This window comes from Hwangdonia lutea (assembly GCF_032814565.1).
In the GTDB taxonomy this organism is placed as follows: domain Bacteria; phylum Bacteroidota; class Bacteroidia; order Flavobacteriales; family Flavobacteriaceae; genus Hwangdonia; species Hwangdonia lutea.
The window spans coordinates 1,166,207-1,191,972 of the sequence record NZ_CP136521.1 but is presented as its reverse complement, the minus strand read 5'-3'; the positions used below and the strand labels follow the sequence as shown (position 1 = coordinate 1,191,972).

Genomic DNA, 25,766 nt, shown 5'->3' with positions numbered 1-25,766 from the left:
CATTTACCCGTAAAACTGCTGTGGGTTTTCCGCAGTTCAAAGCTATTTGTTATATATATATTTGTGGTATCAACACTTCAAATTAATTAATCCCTCAATTTTTTTGTTGATAATAGCAATTTACAAAAACCCTGTGGAGGTGAGAGACCCACAGGGTTCTTCTTTTTAAGTCATTTCGTTTTTTAAAATGAAAAAAGAGCTTTTTTATGCTCCCATAAAATGCCAATAAACAGTCCGAAATAAATAATGGCAACTATAAACTTTATAAAAGTTGAAGTTAAAAACCCAATAAACGAACCAAAGGCGGCTTTAAAAGCTGTTTTGGAGTCGGCATTGTTTAACAGTTCGCCAATAAGTGCGCCAACAAAAGGACCAATAATAATACCACCCGGAATTGGGGCAATTAACCCAACAATTAAGCCTAAAGTAGTGCCGATCATCCCCGATTTTGTGCCGCCAAAACGTTTCGTGCCTATAGCGGGAATAATATAATCCAAAACCCAAATGAGAATGGCAATAACGAGTGTGATAATTACAAACGACCTATCCATGGGAATGGCCTCTGTTAAATGAACTATTAACAAGCCAATCCAACTTGTTAAGGGCCCGGGTAAAACGGGAAGGAAACTGCCTATGAGTCCTAAAACAAGAAATAAGGCAGCAACAATAACTAAAATAATATCCATAAACGTGTTTAAATATGCCTTAGTATGACGCTAAACTTAGCAATTTGTTACATTTTTAAACTAAAAAATTAGTTTAAACTAATTTTTTAGTTATATTTGTTTAACTAAAAGTTTAGTTGAATATTAAAATCTCATAAAATGAAACAGCTCACCAAAGCCGAAGAAGATATTATGCAAATACTTTGGCAACTAAAAAAAGCCAATGTAAAGGCTATAATAAAAGAGCTTCCCGAGCCAAAACCGGCATACAATACCGTATCGACCATTGTACGGATTTTAGAGAGCAAAGGCTTTGTAGATTACGAAAAACAGGGCAAAGGGCATTTGTATTTCCCCATTGTTCCGCAACAGGAATACAGCAACCAATCCATAAATAAATTGGTCGATAATTATTTTCAGGGGTCGTTTAAAAGCATGGTGTCTTTCTTTGTAAAGAAAAACGATATTAGTTTAAACGAGTTGGAATCGGTTTTAAAGGAAATTAATAAAAATGCCAAAAAATGATACATTATATATTACAAACCGTAGCGTTTCAACTCATTTTTTTATTGGCTTACGATGTGTTTTTAAAACGCGACACCTTTTTTAAATGGAACAGGTTATACCTCTTGGCCACCGCTATGCTATCGCTAATTCTTCCGTTTATAAAATTGGAAAGCTTCAAAAAGGTAGTGCCGCAAAATTATATTATTACATTGCCCGAAGTCGTTTTGGGGCAATCTGATGCCAATGCAAACAACACCGTTGCATTAAATGCTGTGGTTTTAAAGCAGCATTCCGTACAGGTTTGGGAGTTGGTGTTTTACATTGGTTTAATTATCGCGTTCTTATTGTTTTTATATAAAATTTTTAAAATAGCTGCTTTGGTGGTTAAAAATCCAAAACAATCCGTGGGCAATATAGTGCTGGTTGAATTGTTAAACAGCACCGCGGCATTTTCGTTTTTCCATTATATATTTTTAGGGGAAAAGCTTAAAGCGGAAGACAAAGAAACCATTTTAAAACACGAGCTAATCCACACGCAACAAAAACACACCTTTGATTTATTGTTTTTTGAGGTGTTGCGTATCGTTTTTTGGTTTAATCCGTTTGTGTACATCTACCAAAGCCGAATGGCGACATTGCACGAGTTTATTGCCGATGCCCATGCGGTAAAACATCAAAATAAAGCACAGTATTATCAAAACCTTTTGGCTGAGGTTTTCGAGACCAAAAATATATCATTCATCAATACATTTTTTAAACAATCATTAATCAAAAAACGAATCGTTATGTTATCAAAAACAAAATCAAAACAAATTAATTTATTAAAATATGCGTTGCTTATTCCGTTGGTTTTTGGGATGTTGGTTTATACATCCTGTACGCAAACCCTAAATGCACAAAACAAAAAAAATAATACTAATACTGAACAAAAAAAGGAGAGCCCATTAGTAAAGAAAATAAAAGCGGTAAAAGAGCAAATAGCAGTTCAAGGTCATGTAAATAAAGAAGAAGAAAAAGGTTTGAGTCTTTTGCTGGACATCGTAAAGGAAGAAACCTTTAATGCTAATTTGGTAGAAGAAGTACTAAGATTTACAAATCAAGAATCAAAATCAGAATTGGTTGAAAAAATCTCTGCAGTGTTTGAGCAAATTCAAGTGCAAGGAAATTTAAACGATGCGGAAGAAAAAGAATTAAAAAACTTACTTGTTTTAACAAGTGATGATGGGTTGAACAATCCATTATTTGCGGATGTTTTAAACGATGTTGAAGTCCCATTTGCAGTTATTGACCAAGTTCCTATATATCCAGGTTGTGAAGATTTAACAAGCGAAGAACAAAAAAAATGCATATCCGAAAACATTTCAAAACATGTACAGCGCAACTTTAATACGGGTTTAGCCAACACGTTGGGTTTAACTGGCAGACAGCGCATCAATGTTATTTTTAAAATTGATACTGAGGGCCAAATTAAAGGTATTCGTTCCAGAGCGCCACACCCCGATTTAGAGGCAGAGGCCATTCGGGTTATTAAAACCTTGCCAAAAATGATTCCGGGAAAGCAAAAAGGTAAAGCTGTAACGGTGCCATATTCGTTGCCCATAATATTTCAAGTGGCAGATAAAACGGCTGACGATAAAACTAAAACTGTTGCTTATCAAGAAAATAAGAAAAAGGATATTTTTGGAGTAAACATGGAAGAAGATATAGAAGTCCCTTTTGCAGTAATTGAACATGTACCCGTTTATCCAGGTTGTGAGGAAGGAAACAATGCCGAAAAGAAAAAATGCATGAGCGAAAAAATCAGCAATTTTGTAGCAGAAAATTTCAACACTAAAATAGCTGATGCAAACAATTTAAGTGGCAGACAGCGCATTAATGTTATTTTTAAAATTGATAAAGAAGGGCATATTACAGGCGTGCGTTCCAGAGCTGCACATCCCGCTTTAGAGGCTGAAGCGATACGTGTAATTTCGGCTTTGCCAAAAATGAAACCGGGTGTGCAACGTGGTAAAGCGGTAACTGTGCCATATTCCTTACCTATTATTTTTGAGGTTGAGGATACAGAAATGCTTGATGAAGTTACCGTTAACAATGCACCAGATGCATCAAATACATCAAATGAACTGCCCTTTGCTATTGTTGATAAAGCACCAATGTTGCCAGTATGCAAATCGTTAAAAACCGAAAAAGAAAAAAGAACATGTACAAGCAGAGGTATTAGTGAATATGTGAATAAAAATTTCAATACCAATTTAGCTTCTCAACTCGGTTTAAAAGGCAGACAAAGCATTAACGTGGTTTTTAAAATAACAAAAAAAGGAAAAATAGAAATAGAAAAATCCAGAGCGCCACACCCCGATTTGGAAGCTGAGGCTATTCGTGTTTTAAAATCTATACCAAAAATGATTCCTGGAAAACAAGGTGGTAAAAAAGTAGATGTAATTTATTCGTTACCCATAATTTTTCAAGTAAATGAGTAGAATAATCTTAATTGTTTTTATAATATCATCATTTAAAACCGAAGCACAAACTTCGGTTTTAAACATTGCCGATAATTTATTTGCCCACGGCAATTATAGTAAAGCTATTGCGCAATATAAAAAACACGATAATCTGCCTGAAGTATATCATAAAATAGCAAAGGCATACATCGCCATTGGCAATTACGATGAGGCTTTAGTTAATTATGAAAAAGGCGTTGAAACAAACCCAAATAATACATTGCTAAAATATGATTTCGGTAAGTTTTTATACCGAACTAAAAACTTTAAAAGAGCCTCAGAAGTTTTTAATAAATTGGTTTACACCGATTATAAAAATCCAAATTTCCATTACGAGTTGGGTTTAACTTTAGAGCAATTAAAAGACTCTACGGCACAAAATAGATTTTATAGTGCGTTTCAATTGGACAGCACGCATCAAAAAGCCATTTATAAAATAGCTAAATTTCATCTTAAAAAAGGGCATAATAAATTAGTTGATAAATATATCGATGTTGGCTTATCATCTTATAAAAACAACAAACAATTAATAAGCTTGAAAGCGCAAAACTATTATGTAAGACATCAATTTGAAAATGCTATTGTTTGGTTTGAAAAGCTTTTGGAATTAGGTGAATCCTCAGAGTTTATACATGAAAAATTAAGTTTGAGCTACGCACAATTATTTGAATTTGAAAAAGCAATAACCCAGCGAGAATTGGCCTTAAAATTTAATCCGTTAGATGCTACGGCTATTTATGTGATTGGAACGTATTACGAAAAAATAGATGATTTTAAAAATGCAGAAAAAAATATTTCGAAGGCCTTATCCATTTTAGACCAACCATTGGATGTAGAATATGTAAAACTGGCAACGGTTTTAAATCGGCAAAAAAAATATAAAGAAGGTATAGAAGCTATAAAAAAAGCGGTTAAAGAAAATCCTACTAACGAGTTTTCTAATTTTCATCTGGCAATAACACTCGAAGCTTATTACGCAGATTATGATGCCAAAATTAAAGTGTTTGAAGATTTTAAGAAAAAATTCCCAAATGGTAAATTGAATGGTTATGCCGATGAACGTATTTCGAAACTTAAAAAAGAAAAGTTTCTTAAAGTAAAAAAGAAAGCAGATTAAAATCTAAAAAAATTGTACTTTTCGGTTTCAGTTTTAATCCATGAGGCAAATTTGTGTTTTTCTATTTATTTTAACGCTAACATCTTGCGAGTATTTTAAGGTAAAAAAAACATCTTCTGAGGCTATTTTAAAAGAAGAATTGCAAACTTTTAATTGGAACGATGTTGATGCCTATCCGAGCTTTTCTGTCTGTGATTCTTTAACACTTAATGAAGAAAAGAAAGCTTGTTTTCAGCAGGTTTTAACGACTCATATTTCTGGTTTTTTACAGGATGAAATTATTATTGTTACTAAAGATATTAGCGATACTATTGTATTGAATTTTCAGGTGTCTGAAACGGGGAATTTAAAATTAATGGATGCCAAAATAGATGCGGCAACCGTTGCCGAAATCCCGAATATTAAAAGTTTACTTACCCAAAGTCTGGATTCGCTCCCTAAAATTTTTCCGGCCTCAAAACGCGGACAGCAAGTGACCACAGAATTTCAATTGCCCATAATTATTAAAGTGAATTAGCAGACATAATACCGTTTTGGATTTGGTTAATGAACATGGCGGATAGTGCGTTAGGGATTGCAGCGGAAAGCCCACAGCACCTTTTTTGGTGCGAGGACTTGCAGCGTAAAGCCCGACCCGCAGGGTAACGCCCTAAAACTTGTAACCCAACGACCTTTTTTAAGATAAATTATACTATAAATTAAACTTGTAGCCAGCGGCAAAATGGACCGGAAAATGCTTGTTGCTATCTACAAAAACGGCAAATAAATTGTTGTAAGCTAAGGTGATAAAACCTGTATTTCCCGTTTTTATATCGGCTCCCAAGCCAAAGGCAAACGGTGTTTTAAAGGTCGAGTTTTTGACAACTTCGTGAGGCAAACCGATTATTTCAACGGTACTTTTTGAAAAATTATAAGTAGCCAAAAGGGCATTGCCGTAAATGTTAAACCCTGGTTTGTTAATAAATCGGTATCGGTAGCCCAAAGCGAGTTGTGTGCTTGTGTATTTAAAATCGGTATGGTCCAAAGCATGTTCGACACTAAAAAAACCAGCATGCCTCGAGGTTTTAAGCGATGATGTTATTTCGAGTTCTGCACCAAAAAAAGGCACTGTGGTGTTGTTGGGGTTGCTTACAAAAGGATGGTTTGTAATACCGCCATAAAGTCCCAAACGCGATTTAAGTGTTGGTTTTTTATCTGTTTGCGCCAAGTCTCCCATGGCTGTATTGTACTGTTTTACGAACTGCGATAAACTGGATAATGTGAATTTTAAATTGTTTATGGAAACAGGGGCATTTTCGGTTAGTTTTTTAAGCTGTGTTTTGTATTCCTCGTTGAAGTTGTTGTTTGAATTTTTGGTGTTGAGTAATTCCGAAATAGTGCCATCGCTGGTTTTAACAAAGTACCTAAATTGTTTGTCGATGGTATTCCACAGTAAATCCAAATGGCCCTCAGCGGCGGTTTTAAGCTCGTAGTTTTTTCCGTTAATCGTGAATTGTTGTTGTGCGGATAGGGATAAATATGATGTGGTTAACACAAGTAAAAAAAGAATCTTTTTCATAGGTTTTTAAGATATTGGGTTATATGCAAACAGTGCACAGCACAGTTATGTAAAATTACTAAAAATAAATCAATCGTATTTATTTTTTGAAATCCCGACCTTTCCATTTGTAACCTTTAAATAACGAAATTAAAGCGATATAAACGCTAAAAAAAGGATAGAGCAGAAACCCAAAAATATAAGTGCTTAAAACCTGCTTTTGGTTAAAGAATGAAGCCGATTTAAAAATCAATAAATAGTCGATACTAAATTTGATTATTAAAAGATAAACAAAGATTTTAATGCTGAGTACCTTTAGTAAAACCCAAGGTAAAAGCGAAATAATCAAAGCATTTATGAGGAACACCATTACGCCTGTTAGCTTTCCAAACAGGTTGTTGTAAGCACTTGTTTTTGCGGCCCACCGAATGCGTTGTGCTTTTAAAGCCTTCCAATTTGGTTGTGCATTTGTGGTTACAATAGCTTGTTCGCATTTTAAATAGGTTACGTTTTCAGGGTGTTTTTTTACAGCCTTTTCCAACAGAAAAATATCATCGCCGCTGGCTATGTTTTTGTTGCCGTCAAATCCGTTTAATGTTTCGAATAGCTCTTTTTGATATGCGAAATTGGCACCATTGCACAAAAAGGGTTTTTTAATGCCAAAGCCGCCCATGGTAGCACCTTGTAAACTTAACATATCGAGTAGTTGAAAACGATTTAAAAACCCGCTTTTAACATGGAAAATTACGGGAGCTACAATGCATTTACTTGTTGTGGTTTGAATACATTCATCAAAACTATCCAACCAATATTTGGGCAAAATACAATCGGCATCGGTGGTTAAAATCCAGTCGTTTTTGGCCTGTTTTACAGCTGTGGTTATCGCGTCTTTTTTTGGTGAATTTGATGCTCTTTTGTTTGAAATTACTTTGATGTCATTTCGAACATTAGTGAGAAATCTCATAATTAAATTAACGGACTCATCATCCGATTCATCATCAACAAAAATAACTTCATGTAAATGATTCGGGTATTCCAAAGCATCAATTGAAGCTAGTAGATTTGGTAAATTTCCAGCTTCATTTCTAAAAGGAATAATTACGGAAAAGGTGGTTTTTGATTTAAGATCCTTCAGCTTAAAAACAGGAATTTTATCAAATCCAATAACAAAACTCCCTATTAAAAGTAAATACAAAAGTGTTACAATAATACTGATTAAAACCATAATTAATCTTCGGTTTTTGGTAGATTAAAATTGAGCACATAATAGCTTCCAAATACACTTGGCAATACAAAATTTAACAGCCACATCGTGGTAATAATGCTTAAAATAGTGAGTTCGTTTACGTTGATGAACGCAAACAAATATAGGGCGATGCTTCCTTTTATAACCACATCAAAAATAAAAATAGATGGAATAACGGATGCCAACACATACATAGATGTAATGATTACCATGGCATTAAAATATGGAATTTCAATCTCGAAAAGTTGTAATAAAAAGTAAAATTGATATGAAAATATAAGGTATCGCCATAGCGAAAACATAAACCCAATCCAGATTTTTTCTTTAGGAAATTTTAAAATGAAATGCTTTACTTTTTTTAAGGAAACCCCTTTTATTTTGAGCTTACTCTTTTTAAAGCCAAAGCCTATTAACAACACGAGTATTAAACCAATAAATAAGATGCTTACCAGTTTGTGATAATTGAAATTTATGGGATAAATAGTTGTAAAAAAATACAAGCCTATCACTCCAAAAATAGTTGTTACGGCCATTTGTAGTACGTTGCTCAATAAATTAATGAGTACGATAGGTTTTCTAAAATTAGCTGAATAATAGATGGCTTTTGCACCATATTCGCCAATTCTATTTGGTGTAAATAACGAGGCTGTTAAGGCGCCTAAGCTTTGTTCGAGAGCATTTTTAAAAGTGATTTTTTTAACAAACGACACTAATGCCTTCCATTTTAGAATTTCGAAAAACCAATTTAAAATGCTTAAAAAAAGTAATAAAATGATGTTTTTTAGCGTAAATATGTTGTTTCTTGATAGAAAGTCGACAAAATCGGAAAATTGTAAACCATCGTTATTTGTTAGTTTATTATAAATAAAATAAAAGGCGGCAAGTACAATACTTAATTTAATCAGCACAAAAAAGAATTGCTTAGTTTTGTATGGCAACGTTTTATTCATAATTATAAAAGGGTACAGCAAATTAAACCAATATTATTTTATGCCTCTAAAATTTAAACCTATATTATTTTCAGTACTCTTTACTTGTTATAGTTTTTTTGCGTTTTCACAATCTGATACTAGCACGGTTAAAGCGCAGTTTGCATTGGGCGTTAATAGTCCGTCGGCCAATGGTTTTGTAACTAATTTTGAAGCTAAATCTGTAAATTTTCCGAGTATAAATTTAGGTGTTCAATATATGTTTAAACCAAAATGGGGCGCGAAATTGGATTTTGGTTACAACCGTTTTTCAAATTTGGACAACACAGCAGAATTTAAAATAAATTATACACGGCTCAATGCGCAATTGGTTTACGATGCTACGCGTTTATTTAGCTTTTTGCCACAGCGCATGGGTACGTTTCTACACGCCGGCCCTGGTTTTACAAGCATTAAGCCTTTGGGAAATTATACCCAAAACGACACCTCGTTTTTAAACGCAATGGCAGGCATTGAGTTTCATTATGGTGTTTCGGATAAGCTTTCGGTGTATTTTGACGCCTCTTATATTTTGGGATTTGGAAAAGATTTTAACCCTGTTTCCAGCGGATTCGGATCGTTTAACGGAAACCTATTAACCTTAACTATTGGCGCATCTATTTCGCTTAGTGGTTGTCAATATTGCGATTAATGAGCAAAGAAAAAATTATATTAGGCATCGATCCCGGGACGACTATTATGGGTTTCGGACTCATAAAAGTGGTTGGAAAAAACATGGAATTTATCCAATTGAATGAGTTGGATTTAAAAAAATACAGCGACCATTATTTAAAATTGAAACTTATTTTTGAGCGTACCATCGAACTTATCGATACGCACAACCCAGACGAAATAGCTATTGAAGCCCCGTTTTTTGGCAAAAATGTACAAAGCATGCTTAAGTTGGGGCGGGCACAAGGTGTGGCTATGGCTGCGGGTTTAAGTAGAGAAATACCCATCACAGAATATCTGCCTAAAAAAATAAAAATGGCTATCACGGGCAACGGAAATGCCAGTAAAGAACAAGTTGCTAAAATGCTTCAAAGCTTATTGGGATTAAAAACCTTGCCTAAAAATTTAGATGCCACTGATGGCTTAGCGGCTGCCGTTTGCCATTTCTATAACTCAGGTAAAGTAACGATTGGTAAAAGTTATTCGGGATGGAGTGCTTTTGTAAAACAGAATGAATCTCGAGTAAAAAAATAATGGCAGGTATCTACATCCATATTCCATTTTGTAAACAAGCCTGTTTTTATTGCGACTTTCATTTTTCTACTTCATTAAAGAAGAAAAATGAATTGATTCAATCTTTGGTAAAAGAATTGGAACTACGTAAAGACGAGCTTAAAAATCAATCTGTCGAAACCATTTATTTTGGAGGTGGCACACCAAGTTTATTGTCTATAGATGAATTATTATTGATTATTGAAACGGTCTATAAAAACTATTCGGTCATTGAAAATCCGGAAATCACTTTAGAAGCAAATCCAGACGATTTAATAAATAATCGAATACTTGAATTATCAAATACACCAATCAACCGTTTAAGCATCGGTATTCAATCGTTTTTTGAAGATGATTTAAAAAGTATGAATCGTGCCCACAATGCTCATGAAGCCAAAGCGTGTTTACAGGAAGCGACGCGCCATTTCGATAACATCACCATCGATTTAATTTACGGCATTCCCAATATGAGTTTAGAGAAATGGAAGGATAATTTAGATATTGCTTTTAGTTTTGGCGTCAACCATATTTCGAGCTACGCCTTAACCGTCGAACCAAAAACGGCTTTGGATGCTTTTATAAAAAAAGGCACTTATCCGCCCATCGACGAGCAATTGGCACTGCAGCATTTTAATCATTTAATAGAAAAAACCAATGCGCAGGGTTTTGTGCACTACGAGATTTCCAATTTTGGTAAACCCAACTATTTTTCAAAACACAACACCAGTTATTGGCAAGGGAAACCGTACATAGGCATTGGGCCTTCGGCGCATTCATTCAGTAAGAATCAGCGTAGTTGGAATGTATCAAATAATTCAAAATACATACAATCCATTCAAAATAACGAGTTGCCAAATACGGTTGAAATCCTATCTGTTAAAGATCAATACAACGAATATATAATGACGGGTTTACGAACCATTTGGGGCGTGTCTTTAAATAAAGTTGGTGCCGATTTTGGTAAAGAATATCTAATACATTTAAAAAACACTTCGGAAAAATATATAGAAAAAGGTTTGGTTGTTATTGCTAATGTTGCATCGCAGGATGTTATATTTGAAGAGATTACTTCCTCGCAAACATCTCAAAATGACTTTAGATTAACAACCACCCCAAAAGGAAAATTTTTAGTTGATGGGATGGCTTCGGAATTGTTTATGATTTGATTATATTTGAATATGATCGCAACAATTCAATACAAATCAAAAAAACACAAAATAGATTTAACACAACCCATAGATATTTCTATGCCTTTACGAGCCTCGGAAGACAACGTAAATGCGTGGTATGTTGAACCTCCAAAAATAGAACCGGCAACCGATGGTGAGTGGATTGCCGCTGTAAAAGAAGGCGCTTGCATTAATTTTAATAATATCCATTTTAATCCGCATGCCCACGGAACGCATACCGAATGTGTGGGACATATTTTAAAAAAAGTGCATTCAATAAATCAAAATTTAAAGCAGTTTTTCTTTTATGCCGAAGTCCTTACCGTTGCACCAGAAATGTTAAACGGCGATTTTGTAATATCTAAAAAACAATTGCAATTTGGCATTGGCAATAAAAAACGCGATGCTATTATTTTAAGAACGATTCCTAATACAAACGAAAAATTATCGGCACAATATTCGCACACCAACCCACCGTATTTATTGGAAGATGCCGCTATTTATTTACGAGAAAAAGGTGTAAAACATTTACTTATAGATTTACCAAGTATAGATAAAGAAAAGGATGATTGCCAATTATTGGCGCACCATGCGTTTTGGAATACAAAAGGTAAACTAAGGTTAAACGCAACCATTACCGAGTTGATTTTTGTGCCAAACCGTGTTAACGATGGTACTTATTTTTTAAACCTGCAAATCGCACCTATCGAGAATGATGCCACACCGAGCAAGCCTATTTTGTATAAAATTATAGATTAAATGGAAGCATTTTTAGGAATCATTGTTGGGGTTTTAGTCAGTTTAGGGGTGGTTACATATTTGAAATCGCTAAAGAAAAAACAACTGGTAAATGCCCAATCGGTACTGCTTTTAGATAAAGTAAAAACCGTTTGTAAATTTATAACCGTTGAAGGCGATTTTGCAGAAATTTATCATTATCAAGATGTTAAACAACGGTTTTTAAAACTCATATCAAGCAAAAAAAAGGCATTGGTGGTTATTAATGCCAAAGCCTATGTGGGCTACGATTTGAAAAAAATTCAGCTGAGACCCGATAAGGACAAAAAGAAAATTATCTTAGAACATTTTCCGCAGCCCGAAGTACTATCTATAGAAACCAATTTGAATTATTACGATAAATCGGATGGCTATTTTAATAAGTTTGAAGCAGCAGATTTAACCGGATTACAAACCGAATCTAAACAACACATTAAAGATAAGATTCCAGAAAGTGGTTTAATTGAAATTGCGCAAAAGGAAGCCTTGGATGCCATTTTACTTATTGAAACCATTGTTGAAACCATCGGTTGGACCTTGGATTATTCGGCTTTGAAACTAGAGGGAGAAAACAAAAAGTTATTAAAATAAATCAGGACATATAGATTCATCGGCAAATTGCTTAAATTTAAAGAAAATTAACCAATAAAATGAAGCGCTATCCTTTCATTTGCTTTATTGTTCTGTTTTTTTATTTTGGCAATTCCCAAAGTATTTATCAAAAAGACAACTTAACAATTCTGGCAGATTCACTACATAACGAAGGTGAATATGACCAAGCCATTACCGTACGAGATAGTGCTATAAAAACGCAGCTTAAGGCTCCAAAAGCGTATCGAACTTATCTCAAGGCCAAATATTTTCACACTAACTCTTCTCGTTTAGAATTTAAAAGTTACGATTACCATAACCCGGATAGAGCAATTACCAAAATAACACGGGAACGTTACTTAGACAGCGCATTACAATACGCCATAAAAGCTAGGGATTTATATATAAATGTGGAACATCCAGACCGCATGTTTCAATATCAATTACAAAATCGTATTTATCATCAAACAGCTTATTTGGGCAATTGGAAACATGCTTTGGAACAAGCCGAATTAGGGTACGGGTTTTTAGAGGATACGCTTACAACTAACGATAAAACTTTCGTAGATTTAATTTATGATATCGGTTTTATTCACAGTAAACTGGGAGACTATTCTAAGGCGGTTAATAACTATCAAAAATCACTCGACTTATACAAATACATTATAGGAGAAAACAACACAGATGTGGCCCAAGCTTACAATAATATATCTGTTGAATATAGATATTTGGGTTTAAGGAAAAAGGAATTAGAATCACTCTTAAAAGCAAAGACCATTTGGGAACAATTGAATGACGATGAGAGCATAAGATATTTATACACTTGTTATGGCAATTTGTTTTTTTGGTATTCCTATTACGGTGATTTTGAAAAAGCCGAGGCGTATATTTTAAAGAAAGATAAAATAAGAGCCCAGGCGCAAACCACCAAAATCAATGGGCTTTTAAATAACAAAGAGGACATTTATGAAGATAAATTATCAAGATGGTACGACTTAATGCTTCATTACTTTCGGAAAAAAGATAGTGCCAAAACTGTTTATTATGCAGATACAATAATAAAAACTGTTGACTCCAATAGTAAATTACTCAAATTCGAAGTCAATACATTAAGTTCTACGTTAAAGTTTTATGCGTCGTTAATAAAGGATTCAAACCCTGAAAAAGCACTTGATTATTTAAATAAAGCTATAAATATTCAGAATAAATATAAAGCTGTTTTTTACACCAAACCATTTGTTTTTCAATTGTATAAAGCAGAGTTGCTGTTTCAGTCTAAAAAATATGCCCAAGCTGCTTTGTTGCTTAAAGATTTACGCACTTTAAATGTGTTTAAAGAAATATCAAACCAGTTTAAGTTGGCTGTGTTAAGTGGTAAAGCAGCACAAATGATGCATCAAGAAACACAGGCTCAGCGCTTTTTTGATGATGCTTTTAACATGTTAAATAACTCCAATAAAAATATAGAAAAATTAAAAATTGAAGACCTAAAACCATTAATTTCATTTGAAACCATTGATGGCTTTTTAGGCATGGGAGATTTTTATTTTCAACTTTATAAAAACAATCCATCTGCAGTAAATCTAGAAAAAGCAAAACATCGTTATTTATTAGCTTCAGAAATATACCATCAATTGTATTTGGGGCAACGCTATAACGAAAGCTTGTTTACACATTATAATTCGATAAACGAACGCCTATTAAAAGTAGCATTAGAACCGATAAACAACACGCGTTTTTTAGTAAAAACCTTAAATAGTATTGAAAATAACGGTTCAAAATTAACATGGTCTAAATTTGTGTTTAACAACCAGCGTCAGCAATTAAACATTCCACAAAATCTTATTGCCCAAGAAGAAAATATCAATGCACAATTAAACTTCTATCAGAAAGCCTTAGTGAATCTTCAAGAAAATTCGGATGATAAAGTTGCCCTGTGGAAGGCTAAAGTTTACGAGTTAAAAAATAGTTTATCTACAATTCAAGACTCCATCAGGTTTCAAAATAAAGCCTATTACCAATTAAACGTTCAGGCTTTTGATATTGCAAGCATCCAAAATACCTTAAAAAAAGAAGAAGGTTTACTAAAATATATTTTTACCGATGAACATTTGTATTCGTTTTTAATAACACAAACTCAAATTAATATAGTATCGGTAATAGAGAAAACCAAAGTTTTAAACACATTAAAAACCAGTTTAAATGCACTAAAACAACGTGCAGCACATTACCAACCATTTTTACAGGAAATGAGCGTTTTATTGTTGGGTGACCTGGAATATCAGAACTTTAAAAGATTAACGATTATTCCCGATGGCGCTTTGCATTACTTTCCGTTTGAAACACTCATGTTTAACGAGGCTTTGCCTTTAATTGGTTATGCGCCGTCATTGTTGCTGTTTCAAGAACAACAAAGGACACCATCAACATTCGCTAATGTTAATATTGGTGCATTTTCTGCGTCGAATAATCGGTTAGAATTGCCCCAAGTTTCTAATGAAATAAACGCTATTCTTTCAATTTTTGATGGAACAAAGTTTTTAAATGCCGTAAAGGCAGATTTTGTTATTAATGCCAATGAGTTTAATGTATTGCATTTGGCAATGCACTCTAAAATTGATGAGGTTCATCCAGAGTTTTCCGCATTAGATTTTTATGGCGAAAATGATAATAAACTGTTTATTTCCGAGCTCTATAACGAAAGCTTAAGCGCAAATATGGTTGTGCTAAGCGCTTGCGATACTGGTAGTGGATTTTATGAAAATGGCGAAGGTGTAATAAGTTTGTCCAGAGCATTTAATTACGCTGGTATACCCAGTACGGTAATGAGTTTATGGGAAGTAGATGATGAAGCTACAGCCAAAATAATGACTTATTTTTATGCGCACTTAAAGCTCGGTGAAACCAAAGACGAAGCTCTAAAAAATGCCAAATTAGACTATTTAAAGAACACTGAAGACGAACTTTTAAAGCACCCTTATTATTGGTCGGGTTTTGTGTTGTCAGGCAATACCGATGCACTTTTAGAAACACAAAAATATTGGGCTTATCTGTTTATTCTGCCCATGATTACTATGGTTTTTTTTAGAAAACGATTATTCCAGTTTTTTAAGAAGTGATTTGGCCTCGTCTTTTTTAAAGGAGTCATTCGAATTGAGAATTGTTTTTAATTCTTTAATGGTGTTTTCAGGTTGTTTTGATTTTAAATAGGCGAGCGCTAAAAACCAATGGGAGCGGTGCGTCAATGCATCGGTATAGGTAAGATGTTTTTTGAATTTTGAAATTGCACGTTCTGCATTACCTAAAGCTAAATATGCATTTCCTTGATAGAATAATAATTCTGAATTATTGGAATTTTGATAAGACTTTTCAAACAGTGAAATGGCTTGATTGTAATCTTCTGCACTGTAAGCACTAAATGCATGGTTTAAAATGTTATCATTGTTATTCGAACGTACAATAGGTACACTTACGTTTTTTGAAACTTCAAAATAGGTTGAAAATAGTGTGTCTTCATTAACAGGTTTATTCAATAAAAAATTGACACTTAAAGCAACAATAACCAGTGCTGCGACTGCAATTAAGGGTTTTAGCCATTTTATGGTAGAGCGTTTTTGCTGTGGTGTGATTTCTGTTTCGTAAGCCGTTAATTGTTTTTTAAACTGTGCATCGTCTTCAAATTCAGTTACCGATTTTAAATCCATTAAAAAATCCACTTGCTTTTTAAATTGACCATCAGAATTATAACGTTTTTCAAATTCTTTAGATTCTTCAGTGGTTAACCGCTTAGAAAAATATTTTTCTATGAGTGTTTCGTCAATCATGATTAAGGGGAGATTTTATTAGGTTTTTCAATGTTTTCAGGCATCGTGATTTCTGACTGCGCACCACGGCCTCACTATCATAACCTTTTAAAGTTGCTATTTCATCATTAGTTAGTCCTCTAAAAAAGCTCAATGTTAACATTTGCTGGCAACTTTCACCTAATTGTTTAAAATAATGCTGAAGCAATTCTTGCTGGGGTGTGAGGTTATTAGTGGGTTCTATAATAATTTCGTCATAGTCCGTTTGTTCCTTGTGTAATTGAGGATTATAAGGTTGTTTTTTGGCATATTCTTTTAGTTTTTTGTAAATAAGATGTTTACCAATACCGAAAAGATAGGTTTTAAAACTACTGTTAATATGATATAGTTTTCCGGAAATTGCATGTTTTCTAATGGCTAAAAATGCTTCTTGATAAATATCCAAGGCATCACATGCATCGATATTAAACGTCTTCGAAAAACCCAAAAATGCATCTCTGTTGTCGTAATAAAGTGTTTTTATAACAGCTTCATCATTGATTTTCAATGCATCAACAAAATGTTGTTCCATAGAATTTAATTTTTTTTAGAGAAGTTGTTAACATTTATGATTTTTCTTTCACTAAATATAAATCATTCTAAATCAAATCAAAATGAAAACTAAATTTATTGTAGGTGTTTTAATTATGGCGCTTACTTTTCAGCATTCCTTTTCGCAAAAACCTAATTCCAAATTCACAAAAGTTGTTTTTGTGGTCAATAAAAAATCTAATGACATTGATGCATTCGAGCTTTACGAGCGGCAAAAATTAAAATCAATATTTGAAAAACACCCAGAAAGTAAGTTCTACTTGGGGTTGTTAAATGGTGAATATAGGGTAGATGGAAGTTTAATTAGGTTAAACCAGGGAGCGGAATTAACCATGTACACAAGTGTAAAAGCTATCCCTGGTGATATGTTTTTACCGGGTGACATGTTTCTGCCCGGAGACATGTTCATTCCAGGTGATATGTTTATACCAGGCGACATGTTTCAACCAGGGCGTATCGTGGCAATTAACAAGACTAAATTTAAAGTGGAGGAAGTTGATAAATTGCAACTCATTTTTAAAGCACTGTAACCTCAAAATAAAATGGGATGTTTTGAGAACACCTAAAGTGCTTAGTTTAAATGCCTCTTTCTAAAAAGTGGAAATACTCAAATCCGACAAAACGCCTTTATTATTAGTCATTAACCATCAAAAAATATAATCATGAAACCAGAATTAATCACCGGAAACTCATTTTGGATTAAAAAATTATTCGTAATAATTGCTATATTAAATTTCGGTATTGCCGCTGCCGAAGATTTTAATGTAGATGGAATTGAGTATTATATAATTCCTAACACCACCAATGTTGCGGTATCGGGCAACAATGGGCAGTACTCGGGTGACATTGTAATCCCCTCAACCGTCACCTATGCTTCAGTGGTTTATGCGGTAACAGCAATTCGTGGTGTTGCATTTTATAATTGTAATGGCTTGACCTCTGTTACACTTCCTAATTCTATCACTACCATTGGAGATAGTGCTTTTAGTAATTGTACAAGTTTGACTTCTATTAATGTTCCAAGTTCGGTGACTTCAATCGGTCACTCTGCTTTTATGGGGTGTATTAGTTTACCATCTATAACCATACCAGATGGCATTACTACCATTCGAATGTACACTTTTTTTGTGTGTACTAGTTTAACCTCTGTAACAATTCCTGACTCCGTTACATCTATTGAACAAAGTGCTTTCGGTAATTGTACAAGTTTACCGTCTGTGACTATACCAAATGCTGTGACTTCAATTGGAGTAAATGCTTTTAGTTCTTGCACGAGTTTAACATTGGTAGATTGTAGAATTCCCACACCATTGGCGATTGATGCTTCTGTGTTTGGCAATGTTAATCAACCCGAATGTACTTTAACTGTTCCTGCTTGTAGCGCAGAATTATATCAAGCTGCAGCGGTTTGGCAAGATTTTAATCCCATACAAGAGCGTAGCACCTGTTCCTTATCACTTGATGAAGCTTTAAATAGGGATAATATATCGGTTTATCCAAATCCTGTAACCAATAAATTAGTTATTAAAAATTCATTTTCGGGCAATCTTAAATTGAAAGTATTCAATGAGGTTGGGCAGTTGGTTTTAAAACAAGATCAAAACACTTTAATAGTCTCTTTAGATGTTTCAACCTTATCCAAAGGACTTTATTTTTTAAATATTATTTCCGAAGCGAATAAAACGCAAACCATCAAATTCATTAAAAACTAAATCCCATGAAAAAACTACTATTATTAATGGTTTCCATATTTGTTTTCAATTTTGCACCCTCACAATCCAACCCAAAAATTGAGAACTACCAATTTGGAAGTTTAGATGTAGAAGTCATGATAATGCCTTTTGGTATGGAAAAGCCTGTAAAAATAGGAACCATGTCGAAAACCGGAGCTATTGATTTTGAAGTTCCCAAAGCACTTCCAGAATTGTCAAAAGAAACTAAAGCAGTTTTTATATCGGATTTAGCTTATACGCTTTTTGATGTTTGCGATAACAGTTCAGAAATAAATTCAAACATAACTATTATTACTTCTTTTGATACAGGCGCTTTATCGCTTTGGACCACAGACAAGCGTTATGTAGGAGTTGTTTTTGCAGTTTCGGATGAAAAAATGGTGCCTTGGATAGAAGACCCAGCATATGTAGAACCCATTTTAGGATCTTATTTCGAATTGATTTATGTAGCAAAACCATTTCAATATAACGGCGAGTGCACACAAACGCAAATGCTGGAAAAAGGTGATGCAAAAATTAATTTCAATTATAATTTAGACTTAAAAGCCGGTTATAATTTTATTGAGTATAAAATTGAAAGCATTTATAAAACCGACCCAAATGTTATGGCGTCTTTTCCAGATAAAGTGTCGGTATCCAATGTAGAAGGTATTCCAAACTGTAAATGGATTGGGAAGTATTTTTAAATGGGCATAAAATTCAGTAGTTTTAAACACGTTTACATCCACATATATTAAACGTGTTTTTTTATGAACATCGAACAACTCCGAGAATACTGTTTAAACAAAAAAGGAACCTCTGAAGCATTTCCTTTCGACGATAACGTTTTGGTGTTTAAAGTACTCGGTAAAATGTTTGTGCTCACAGGGTTGGATAGCTGGGAGAAAGGCGAATCCGCTATCAATTTAAAAGGAGACCCCGATTACTCAGAAGAATTACGTGCACAATACAGCAGCATCCGCCCCGGGTATCACATGAGCAAAAAACATTGGAATACGGTATATATTGATGAGGGTGAACTTGAAACCAAATTCGTTTTAAAGCTCATCGATCATTCTTATGATATGGTTTTAAAAACCCTGCCTAAAAAACTTCAAGACTCACTAAAGTAACATATTTGCCTAATGCGCTTTTAAGCTGTATTATTGCAAAAAGTAAAATACTATGAGTTTATTAGATACACTTAAACAAAGAAGTAATAATGCCTGCGAATTATGCGCCGCGACCGAAAATTTAGAGATTTACGAAGTGCCACCAGTTTCGACCGCGGGAGTCGACGGCAGTTTATTGGCTTGCAACAGGTGTATCTCTCAAATAAACAACCCTGAAACTACCGATGCCAATCATTGGCGCTGTTTAAACGATAGTATGTGGAGCGAGCATCAAGCGGTAAAAGTAGTGGCGTGGAGAATGTTAAACCGATTAAAAAGTGAAGGTTGGCCGCAAGATTTATTGGATATGATGTATTTGGAAGACGATGTTTTGGAATATGCCAAAGCCACGGGCGAAGGCGAAGACGAAAGCGAAAAAATAATACACCGCGATGTTAACGGTGTTATTTTAGAAGCGGGAGATTCGGTAGTATTAATCAAAGACTTAAAAGTAAAAGGCTCGAGTATGGTGGCAAAACAAGGCACTGCCGTAAGAAACATTCGTTTAGATAGAGATAACGATAAATATATCGAGGGTAAAGTTGGTGCGCAGCAAATTGTTATTATTACCGATTATGTAAAGAAAATTTAATCCTTTCTGTCTTTCCTTTTAAACCAACCAAATCCTAGAGGAACTAACAAAAATATAAAAAGGTATTTCCCCGTAACAATGCCAATTAGGGTAATAATCAGCGAAATTATTAATACCGTATTAATATATTTTTCTTTCATTTCTACAAATTCTGTTTCCGGTATTCCGAAGGATTCACCTTCTTAACCACCTTAAACTGCCTATTAAAATTAGACATGTTGTTAAACCCCGATTTTTCGGCAACCTCAGAGACTGTTAAATCTTTGTTTGATAGCAAAAGCTTGCAAGCGTGCTCCAACCGCAGTTCATTTAAAAACTGGATATAGGTTTTATTAGTCCGCTTTTTAAAGTATTTACAAAAGGCATTCTTCGTCATGTTTGCAACTTCGGCAATGGTGTTTAAAGTGATGTCGTTTTCAAAATTATCCATGGTGTACGTAAATACATTTCGCATTCTGTGACCTTCGTTATCCGAATATTTTTTATCATAAATAAATGAAGATAAACTTTTATAGTTACAGATTGAAGCCAATTTTAAAAGCTGAAGCAGAATAATAAACCGATTCAATTTGCTCACTTTTTCTATTTCAAAAAACAATTCTTTAAACCGATTTTTTTTCGATGTTATTTTAAAACCATGTTTGGCACGCTTAAAAAAAAGTCCCAATTCATTTAAGGTATCCAATTCAAAAAAATGAAGCCCAAAAGATTGTTTGGTAAAAAACAACGACAGCATGTGCGATGCGCCCGAAGCATTCAAATCGCTTTTAAATACATGCGGAATATTGCTGCCAATAATTAAAATATCATCTTTTGTATAATCATTTATGGTATCGCCAACAATTAAAGTGCCTTCGCCCTCAACAATAAAACTGATTTGTATCTCTTCATGCTGGTGCAATTTATCGTAAAAGGCATCGGCATAATCGACCTGAAAAATAAAGGCATCGTTTTCTGGTTTCGGTATTTTAAAAGGTAAAACTTTCAATTTTAATTATTTTTTGTTTTCTCTCCTTTTAAGCGATGGCTTGATAGAGATAAAGTGGATAAAATTACATAAATAATACTCTAAGTCATAATTTAAAATCAATAATAGGATAATATAATATATATTTTGGATAAACACATATTATCAATCAAACCAAACAAGCTTTAATTTTGATAAAAAATAAATCGTTAAGCAATGAGTTTAAAATGGGAAGGCATCATGCCAGCAGTTACAACAAAGTTTACAGATGGTGATACTTTGGATTTAAAAATGTTCGAAACCAACATTAAAGCACAATTAAATGCCGGCGTACACGGTATTGTACTTGGTGGCACATTAGGAGAAGCAAGTACTTTATTAGATGAAGAAAAAAGTACACTAACTAAAACAACGGTAAATATGGTTAAAGGGCAAGTTCCTGTTTTAATTAATGTTGCCGAACAATCAACAAAGGCCGCTATCGCAGCAGCACAAAAAGCCGAAACAGACGGTGCCACAGGATTAATGCTGCTGCCGCCCATGCGCTATAAATCTGGAGACCGCGAAACCGTAGAATATTTTAAAGCCGTGGCAAACAGCACATCGTTGCCCATAATGATTTATAATAATCCTGTGGATTATAAAATTGAAGTGACTTTGGATATGTTTGAAGAGTTGCTAAAATGCGATAATATCGAGGCAGTAAAAGAGTCGACCAGAGACATTACAAACGTAACCCGAATTAAAAATCGTTTTGGCGACAGACTTAAAATTATGACAGGCGTAGACACCATAGCCCTAGAAAGTTTGCTTATGGGTGCCGACGGTTGGGTGGCCGGTTTAGTATGCGCATTTCCTGCCGAAACCGTTGCTATTTACGAGCTTCAAAAAGCAGGAAAAATTAAGGAAGCCATCGAAATATACCGCTGGTTTATGCCGTTGTTAGAGTTGGATATAAACCCAAAATTGGTACAAAACATCAAGCTCGCCGAAGTGTATACAGGCATAGGCACCGAAAATGTTCGTGCCCCGCGTTTACCACTTCACGGCAACGAACGCCAACACGTAATAAGCGTAATTGAAGCCGCGTTAAAGGCACGACCAACACTGCCAAATTATAAAAATTTAAGTACTTTAGTATAAACAATTTGGGTGTTACCCCGATAAAAATCGGGGTCGGGCTTTCGGCAGTCGCTCCCTCCTGCGTCGGGTAGCTTCAACAAATGCCTCAATCCCTAACACGGGCTTATTTGCTAAGGCCAGTTTTATGTTTTAAGTAAATGAAAAAAAACATGTTAGAAATAAGGCCAACATGCGAAAACTGTAATAAATCATTACCGTTCGATTCTCAAGAGGCCATGATTTGCACCTTCGAGTGTACCTTTTGTAAAAATTGTGTAGAAACCGTTTTGCAACACGTTTGCCCAAACTGTGGGGGTGGTTTTGAGAAACGCCCCATTCGCCCAGAAAATGTATTGGCAAAATATCCAATATCAACAAAAACGGTTCATAAACCAGTAGATATTAAAGCACATTTAAAAAGAATTAATAATTAAAAATTGCCCTCTTTAGGAGGGGTAAAGGGAGGAAAATGATAACAGGAAAAAATTATATAGGCAATCAACTATCGGCCACAGCAAACAGAACGTTTAAAACATTCAATCCGTTGTTGAATATTGAAAATGATTGGAACATCACAGAAGCTTCAAACAGCGAAGTTAACCAAGCAGCAGATTTAGCTGCAGAAGCTTTTAAAACCTATTCCAAAATTTCAGGCGCCACAAAAGCAACATTCCTTAGAGAAATTGCTAACGAAATTGAAGCTTTGGGCGACGATTTATTAGAAGTATATTCATCAGAAAGTGGATTGCCAAACGGCAGAGCCATGGGCGAGCGCGGTAGAACTTTAGGGCAATTACGAGCCTTTGCAAATCACGTTGAGGAAGGTAATTGGGTAGAGGCATCTATCGATACCGCAGAACCAGATCGCGAACCATTACCAAAAGTAGATTTAAGAAAAATGAATATCGCATTGGGTCCCGTTGTCGTTTTTGGAGCCTCAAATTTCCCCTTAGCGTTTTCAACGGCGGGTGGAGATACCGCTGCGGCATTGGCAGCTGGTTGTCCGGTTATTGTAAAGTCGCATCCTATGCATGCAGGCACTGGTGAAATGGTAGCTTCCGCTGTGATAAAAGCAGCAGAAAAAACAGGCATGCCAAATGGCGTTTTTTCAAATTTAAACAGTAGCGGTATTGAAGTTGGTCAAACTTTGGTACAGCATCCAAAAGTAAAGGCCGTAGGTTTTACTGGAAGCATTAAAGGTGGTCGTGCGCTTTATGATTTAGCGGCAAAACGCGACGAACCTATTCCCGTATTTGCAGAAATGGGAAGCATAAACCCAGTTGTATTGTTGCCAAAAGCATTACATAACCGAGCTGAAGCTATTGCTAAAACTTATGCGGGTTCCATTACATTAGGCTCGGGGCAGTTTTGTACCAACCCGGGATTAATCATTGGGATAAAATCTCAAGGCTTAACCAATTTTGTAAATAATTTAGCCGAAGATATTGTAAAAATAGAACCGTCGTGCATGCTGCATCCAAATATTGCAGGGGCTTACCAAACCAATAAAAAAAATGCGTTGGCACAAAGCGGACTTCAAGTTTTGGCTGGTTATGAGGATAGCGTAGAGCCCAATTATGCCAGACAAGTTGTAACTACTGTTGAAGGCGACACGTTTTTAAACAACCCCACATTACACCACGAGGTGTTTGGTCCGTTTTCTTTAGTCGTTCAATGTGAAAATAAAGCGCAACTGGAAACCATTATTTCGAAATTAGAAGGACAACTTACAGGAACCATTATTTCTGATGATAACGAAATTTCAGAATATCCGAATGTTGTCAATGCCTTACAAAATAGAGTGGGGCGCATTATATTTAATGGTGTGCCAACAGGCGTTGAGGTGTGTCCGTCCATGCAACATGGTGGGCCGTATCCGGCATCGACCGATTCGAGGTTTACAGCCGTTGGTGTAGATTCCATTAAACGTTGGGTGCGCCCATTCAGTTATCAAGATTGGCCAAACGAATTGCTTCCAGACGAATTAAAAAATGAAAACCCTTTGGGAATTTCCAGATTGGTTAACAGTGTGAAAACCACAGCTAATATCTAAATGGCACGCACAAAGTTTGTTTGTATTGATGCACATACCTGCGGTAATCCGGTAAGGGTCGTTACCCAAGGACATCCAAAATTAGTTGGCAATAACATCAATGAAAAACGCCAACATTTCTTAAAAGAGTACGATTGGATTCGTAAGGGCTTAATGTTTGAACCACGCGGACACGATATGATGAGTGGCAGTTTTTTGTTTCCACCGCATAACCCTGAGAACGATTTTGCCATTCTGTTTATTGAAACTTCGGGTTGTTTACCCATGTGCGGACACGGCACCATAGGTACCATTACAATAGCCATTGAAGAGGGCTTGATTACTCCAAAAACACCCGGAAAAATTAGAATGGAAGCACCAGCTGGCTTGGTTGAAATTGAATATAAACAGACTAACAATAAAGTAGATTGGGTAAAATTAACCAACGTAAAAAGCTATTTGGCAGCCGAAAATTTATCTGTTGATTGTCCAGAATTGGGCGAAATTATTTTCGATGTGGCTTATGGCGGAAACTATTATGCCATTGTCGATCCGCAGAAAAACTTTTCGGGAGTTCAGGATTTTTCAGCCTCAAAAATTATTCAATATTCCCAAGTTGTTAGGCAACGCATCAACCAAAAGTATCCGAATCGTTTTGTTCATCCAGAAAATGAAACGATTAAAGATGTCAGTCATATGTTATGGACGGGAAATCCCATAGACACAAATTCATCGGGGAGAAACGCCGTGTTTTATGGCGATAAGGCCATCGACAGAAGCCCGTGTGGCACAGGTACATCGGCGCGTTTGGCACAACTTTACACCAAGGGAAAACTAAAACTTAAGGAGCCATTTATCCACGAAAGTTTTATAGGCAGTAAATTTATTGGTCGTGTTGAAAAAGAAACCCATTTAGATGGTAAATTAGCCATTGTTCCAAGCATTCAAGGGTGGGCAAAAATATATGGTTATAATACGATTTTTATTGATGATGAAGATGACCCATATGCACATGGATTTCAAGTGATTTAAAGACAATGAAAGAATGAACTAATGAATTAATGAAATAATCAGTTAAATAAACAATTGAAAGATGAACAAATCTGAGTTTGTTGAAGCGTTAAAAAAACGAACTAAAAAATTAGCAGTAGACGTTATCTTATTTTACGACAAAATTCAAAAAACAGAGGCAACCAGAATTATTGGTAGGCAACTTATCCTTTCAGCAACTTCAACTGCCGCTAATTATAGAGCAGCCTGTATTGCAAGATCTCAAAAAGAGTTTTTTTCAAAAATTTCGATTGTAGTAGAGGAAGCTGACGAAACTTTGTTTTGGTTAGAAGTTTTAAAAGACACTAATTTTGCTTCAGAAGACATGTTAAATCCACTTTTGAAAGAAACTCTAGAAATAGTGAAAATTTTATCTAAAGCTAGGAAAAATGCTGGTAATAAATAATTCATTTAATCATTAAT

27 protein-coding genes are annotated in these 25,766 nt (G+C 34.9%); 20 read left to right on the top strand and 7 right to left on the bottom strand.

The window, feature by feature from the left end:
- Window positions 1–182: 182 nt before the first annotated feature.
- Window positions 183–686 carry a DUF456 domain-containing protein gene (locus RNZ46_RS05125; protein WP_316984305.1) on the bottom strand — a complete coding sequence of 168 codons (504 nt, stop codon included), beginning with the start codon at window positions 684–686 and terminating at the stop codon, window positions 183–185.
- A gap of 138 nt (window positions 687–824) precedes the next feature.
- Here RNZ46_RS05125 and RNZ46_RS05120 point away from each other — a divergent pair, with 138 nt between their 5' ends.
- From RNZ46_RS05120 to RNZ46_RS05105, 4 genes are read left to right on the top strand one after another with little or no spacing between them, the layout of a single operon-like run.
- Window positions 825–1,190, top strand: coding sequence for a BlaI/MecI/CopY family transcriptional regulator (locus tag RNZ46_RS05120; RefSeq protein WP_316984304.1), 366 nt, complete (start codon window positions 825–827; stop codon window positions 1,188–1,190).
- Window positions 1,187–3,652, top strand: coding sequence for an energy transducer TonB (locus tag RNZ46_RS05115; RefSeq protein WP_316984303.1), 2,466 nt, complete (start codon window positions 1,187–1,189; stop codon window positions 3,650–3,652). Before RNZ46_RS05120 ends, RNZ46_RS05115 begins: the two co-directional genes overlap by 4 nt.
- Window positions 3,645–4,790, top strand: a complete 1,146-nt coding sequence (locus tag RNZ46_RS05110) for a tetratricopeptide repeat protein (RefSeq protein ID WP_316984302.1) — start codon at window positions 3,645–3,647, stop codon at window positions 4,788–4,790. The genes RNZ46_RS05115 and RNZ46_RS05110 overlap by 8 nt, the downstream gene beginning before the upstream one ends.
- Before the next feature lie 40 nt (window positions 4,791–4,830).
- A complete protein-coding gene (locus RNZ46_RS05105; RefSeq protein ID WP_316984301.1) occupies window positions 4,831–5,307 on the top strand; it encodes a hypothetical protein in 477 nt (158 codons plus the stop codon).
- Between the two features lie 174 nt (window positions 5,308–5,481).
- Here RNZ46_RS05105 and RNZ46_RS05100 read toward each other — a convergent pair whose 3' ends face one another.
- From RNZ46_RS05100 to RNZ46_RS05090, 3 genes are all read right to left on the bottom strand, one after another.
- Window positions 5,482–6,348, bottom strand: a complete 867-nt coding sequence (locus RNZ46_RS05100; protein WP_316984300.1) for a hypothetical protein — start codon at window positions 6,346–6,348, stop codon at window positions 5,482–5,484.
- 79 nt (window positions 6,349–6,427) lie between these two features.
- Window positions 6,428–7,552: a glycosyltransferase family 2 protein gene (locus tag RNZ46_RS05095; protein WP_316984299.1), complete on the bottom strand. Its 1,125-nt coding sequence runs from the start codon at window positions 7,550–7,552 to the stop codon at window positions 6,428–6,430.
- Between the two features lie 2 nt (window positions 7,553–7,554).
- Complete coding sequence (locus tag RNZ46_RS05090; protein ID WP_316984298.1) at window positions 7,555–8,523, bottom strand: lysylphosphatidylglycerol synthase domain-containing protein; 969 nt, start codon at window positions 8,521–8,523, stop codon at window positions 7,555–7,557.
- 40 nt (window positions 8,524–8,563) lie between these two features.
- Here RNZ46_RS05090 and RNZ46_RS05085 point away from each other — a divergent pair, with 40 nt between their 5' ends.
- Genes RNZ46_RS05085 through RNZ46_RS05060 form a run of 6 tightly spaced genes read left to right on the top strand, consistent with a single transcriptional unit; the run spans window position 8,564 to window position 15,421 of the window.
- Window positions 8,564–9,193 (top strand): outer membrane beta-barrel protein, encoded by a 630-nt coding sequence (locus tag RNZ46_RS05085; RefSeq protein WP_316984297.1) that lies wholly within the window; start codon window positions 8,564–8,566, stop codon window positions 9,191–9,193.
- Window positions 9,193–9,747 carry a crossover junction endodeoxyribonuclease RuvC gene (ruvC, locus tag RNZ46_RS05080; protein ID WP_316984296.1) on the top strand — a complete coding sequence of 185 codons (555 nt, stop codon included), beginning with the start codon at window positions 9,193–9,195 and terminating at the stop codon, window positions 9,745–9,747. The genes RNZ46_RS05085 and ruvC overlap by 1 nt, the downstream gene beginning before the upstream one ends.
- Window positions 9,747–10,931: a radical SAM family heme chaperone HemW gene (gene hemW / locus RNZ46_RS05075; protein ID WP_316984295.1), complete on the top strand. Its 1,185-nt coding sequence runs from the start codon at window positions 9,747–9,749 to the stop codon at window positions 10,929–10,931. The genes ruvC and hemW overlap by 1 nt, the downstream gene beginning before the upstream one ends.
- Window positions 10,932–10,943: 12 nt before the next feature.
- Window positions 10,944–11,693, top strand: a complete 750-nt coding sequence (locus RNZ46_RS05070) for a cyclase family protein (RefSeq protein ID WP_316984294.1) — start codon at window positions 10,944–10,946, stop codon at window positions 11,691–11,693.
- Window positions 11,694–12,302, top strand: coding sequence for a DUF4230 domain-containing protein (locus tag RNZ46_RS05065; RefSeq protein ID WP_316984293.1), 609 nt, complete (start codon window positions 11,694–11,696; stop codon window positions 12,300–12,302).
- 59 nt (window positions 12,303–12,361) lie between these two features.
- Window positions 12,362–15,421: a CHAT domain-containing protein gene (locus tag RNZ46_RS05060; RefSeq protein WP_316984292.1), complete on the top strand. Its 3,060-nt coding sequence runs from the start codon at window positions 12,362–12,364 to the stop codon at window positions 15,419–15,421.
- On the opposite strand, the gene RNZ46_RS05055 is transcribed toward RNZ46_RS05060, so the two are convergent.
- Window positions 15,398–16,126 (bottom strand): tetratricopeptide repeat protein, encoded by a 729-nt coding sequence (locus RNZ46_RS05055; protein ID WP_316984291.1) that lies wholly within the window; start codon window positions 16,124–16,126, stop codon window positions 15,398–15,400. The genes RNZ46_RS05060 and RNZ46_RS05055 overlap by 24 nt on opposite strands.
- Entirely contained in the window at window positions 16,119–16,676 is a 558-nt protein-coding gene (locus RNZ46_RS05050; RefSeq protein WP_316984290.1) for an RNA polymerase sigma factor, read from the bottom strand. The genes RNZ46_RS05055 and RNZ46_RS05050 overlap by 8 nt, the downstream gene beginning before the upstream one ends.
- An 82-nt stretch (window positions 16,677–16,758) precedes the next feature.
- Here RNZ46_RS05050 and RNZ46_RS05045 point away from each other — a divergent pair, with 82 nt between their 5' ends.
- The 5 genes from RNZ46_RS05045 (at window position 16,759) to RNZ46_RS05025 (ending at window position 20,172) form a co-directional block, all read left to right on the top strand.
- Window positions 16,759–17,226 carry a hypothetical protein gene (locus RNZ46_RS05045; protein WP_316984289.1) on the top strand — a complete coding sequence of 156 codons (468 nt, stop codon included), beginning with the start codon at window positions 16,759–16,761 and terminating at the stop codon, window positions 17,224–17,226.
- A gap of 132 nt (window positions 17,227–17,358) precedes the next feature.
- Complete coding sequence (locus tag RNZ46_RS05040; protein WP_316984288.1) at window positions 17,359–18,408, top strand: leucine-rich repeat domain-containing protein; 1,050 nt, start codon at window positions 17,359–17,361, stop codon at window positions 18,406–18,408.
- Window positions 18,409–18,413: 5 nt separating this feature from the next.
- Window positions 18,414–19,115: a hypothetical protein gene (locus tag RNZ46_RS05035; protein ID WP_316984287.1), complete on the top strand. Its 702-nt coding sequence runs from the start codon at window positions 18,414–18,416 to the stop codon at window positions 19,113–19,115.
- A gap of 63 nt (window positions 19,116–19,178) precedes the next feature.
- Window positions 19,179–19,541, top strand: coding sequence for an MmcQ/YjbR family DNA-binding protein (locus tag RNZ46_RS05030; RefSeq protein ID WP_316984286.1), 363 nt, complete (start codon window positions 19,179–19,181; stop codon window positions 19,539–19,541).
- Between the two features lie 52 nt (window positions 19,542–19,593).
- Window positions 19,594–20,172, top strand: a complete 579-nt coding sequence (locus RNZ46_RS05025) for a PhnA domain-containing protein (RefSeq protein ID WP_316984285.1) — start codon at window positions 19,594–19,596, stop codon at window positions 20,170–20,172.
- 142 nt (window positions 20,173–20,314) lie between these two features.
- Here the strand turns inward: RNZ46_RS05025 and RNZ46_RS05020 are convergent, their stop codons facing one another.
- Window positions 20,315–21,160, bottom strand: a complete 846-nt coding sequence (locus tag RNZ46_RS05020) for an AraC family transcriptional regulator (RefSeq protein ID WP_316984284.1) — start codon at window positions 21,158–21,160, stop codon at window positions 20,315–20,317.
- Between the two features lie 195 nt (window positions 21,161–21,355).
- On the opposite strand from RNZ46_RS05020, the gene RNZ46_RS05015 reads away from it, so the two are divergent.
- From RNZ46_RS05015 to RNZ46_RS04995, 5 genes are all read left to right on the top strand, one after another.
- Window positions 21,356–22,282, top strand: a complete 927-nt coding sequence (locus tag RNZ46_RS05015; RefSeq protein ID WP_316984283.1) for a dihydrodipicolinate synthase family protein — start codon at window positions 21,356–21,358, stop codon at window positions 22,280–22,282.
- A gap of 149 nt (window positions 22,283–22,431) precedes the next feature.
- A complete protein-coding gene (locus RNZ46_RS05010; protein ID WP_316984967.1) occupies window positions 22,432–22,695 on the top strand; it encodes a DUF1272 domain-containing protein in 264 nt (87 codons plus the stop codon).
- 35 nt (window positions 22,696–22,730) lie between these two features.
- Entirely contained in the window at window positions 22,731–24,314 is a 1,584-nt protein-coding gene (locus RNZ46_RS05005) for an aldehyde dehydrogenase (NADP(+)) (RefSeq protein ID WP_316984282.1), read from the top strand.
- The gene (locus RNZ46_RS05000) at window positions 24,315–25,325 is read left to right on the top strand and encodes a 4-hydroxyproline epimerase (RefSeq protein ID WP_316984281.1); all 1,011 of its coding nucleotides are present in this window, start codon (window positions 24,315–24,317) and stop codon (window positions 25,323–25,325) included.
- 61 nt (window positions 25,326–25,386) lie between these two features.
- On the top strand, window positions 25,387–25,749 hold the full coding sequence (locus RNZ46_RS04995; protein ID WP_316984280.1) for a four helix bundle protein: 363 nt from the start codon (window positions 25,387–25,389) through the stop codon (window positions 25,747–25,749).
- The last annotated feature ends 17 nt before the right edge of the window (window positions 25,750–25,766 follow it).

Coding starts and splice junctions, on each gene's coding strand:
- RNZ46_RS05125 (WP_316984305.1), bottom strand. CDS start 686: ATGGATATTATTTTAGTTATTGTTGCTGCCTTATTTCTTGTTTTAGGA.
- RNZ46_RS05120 (WP_316984304.1), top strand. CDS start 825: ATGAAACAGCTCACCAAAGCCGAAGAAGATATTATGCAAATACTTTGG.
- RNZ46_RS05115 (WP_316984303.1), top strand. CDS start 1,187: ATGATACATTATATATTACAAACCGTAGCGTTTCAACTCATTTTTTTA.
- RNZ46_RS05110 (WP_316984302.1), top strand. CDS start 3,645: ATGAGTAGAATAATCTTAATTGTTTTTATAATATCATCATTTAAAACC.
- RNZ46_RS05105 (WP_316984301.1), top strand. CDS start 4,831: ATGAGGCAAATTTGTGTTTTTCTATTTATTTTAACGCTAACATCTTGC.
- RNZ46_RS05100 (WP_316984300.1), bottom strand. CDS start 6,348: ATGAAAAAGATTCTTTTTTTACTTGTGTTAACCACATCATATTTATCC.
- RNZ46_RS05095 (WP_316984299.1), bottom strand. CDS start 7,552: ATGGTTTTAATCAGTATTATTGTAACACTTTTGTATTTACTTTTAATA.
- RNZ46_RS05090 (WP_316984298.1), bottom strand. CDS start 8,523: ATGAATAAAACGTTGCCATACAAAACTAAGCAATTCTTTTTTGTGCTG.
- RNZ46_RS05085 (WP_316984297.1), top strand. CDS start 8,564: ATGCCTCTAAAATTTAAACCTATATTATTTTCAGTACTCTTTACTTGT.
- ruvC (WP_316984296.1), top strand. CDS start 9,193: ATGAGCAAAGAAAAAATTATATTAGGCATCGATCCCGGGACGACTATT.
- hemW (WP_316984295.1), top strand. CDS start 9,747: ATGGCAGGTATCTACATCCATATTCCATTTTGTAAACAAGCCTGTTTT.
- RNZ46_RS05070 (WP_316984294.1), top strand. CDS start 10,944: ATGATCGCAACAATTCAATACAAATCAAAAAAACACAAAATAGATTTA.
- RNZ46_RS05065 (WP_316984293.1), top strand. CDS start 11,694: ATGGAAGCATTTTTAGGAATCATTGTTGGGGTTTTAGTCAGTTTAGGG.
- RNZ46_RS05060 (WP_316984292.1), top strand. CDS start 12,362: ATGAAGCGCTATCCTTTCATTTGCTTTATTGTTCTGTTTTTTTATTTT.
- RNZ46_RS05055 (WP_316984291.1), bottom strand. CDS start 16,126: ATGATTGACGAAACACTCATAGAAAAATATTTTTCTAAGCGGTTAACC.
- RNZ46_RS05050 (WP_316984290.1), bottom strand. CDS start 16,676: ATGGAACAACATTTTGTTGATGCATTGAAAATCAATGATGAAGCTGTT.
- RNZ46_RS05045 (WP_316984289.1), top strand. CDS start 16,759: ATGAAAACTAAATTTATTGTAGGTGTTTTAATTATGGCGCTTACTTTT.
- RNZ46_RS05040 (WP_316984288.1), top strand. CDS start 17,359: ATGAAACCAGAATTAATCACCGGAAACTCATTTTGGATTAAAAAATTA.
- RNZ46_RS05035 (WP_316984287.1), top strand. CDS start 18,414: ATGAAAAAACTACTATTATTAATGGTTTCCATATTTGTTTTCAATTTT.
- RNZ46_RS05030 (WP_316984286.1), top strand. CDS start 19,179: ATGAACATCGAACAACTCCGAGAATACTGTTTAAACAAAAAAGGAACC.
- RNZ46_RS05025 (WP_316984285.1), top strand. CDS start 19,594: ATGAGTTTATTAGATACACTTAAACAAAGAAGTAATAATGCCTGCGAA.
- RNZ46_RS05015 (WP_316984283.1), top strand. CDS start 21,356: ATGAGTTTAAAATGGGAAGGCATCATGCCAGCAGTTACAACAAAGTTT.
- RNZ46_RS05010 (WP_316984967.1), top strand. CDS start 22,432: ATGTTAGAAATAAGGCCAACATGCGAAAACTGTAATAAATCATTACCG.
- RNZ46_RS05005 (WP_316984282.1), top strand. CDS start 22,731: ATGATAACAGGAAAAAATTATATAGGCAATCAACTATCGGCCACAGCA.
- RNZ46_RS05000 (WP_316984281.1), top strand. CDS start 24,315: ATGGCACGCACAAAGTTTGTTTGTATTGATGCACATACCTGCGGTAAT.
- RNZ46_RS04995 (WP_316984280.1), top strand. CDS start 25,387: ATGAACAAATCTGAGTTTGTTGAAGCGTTAAAAAAACGAACTAAAAAA.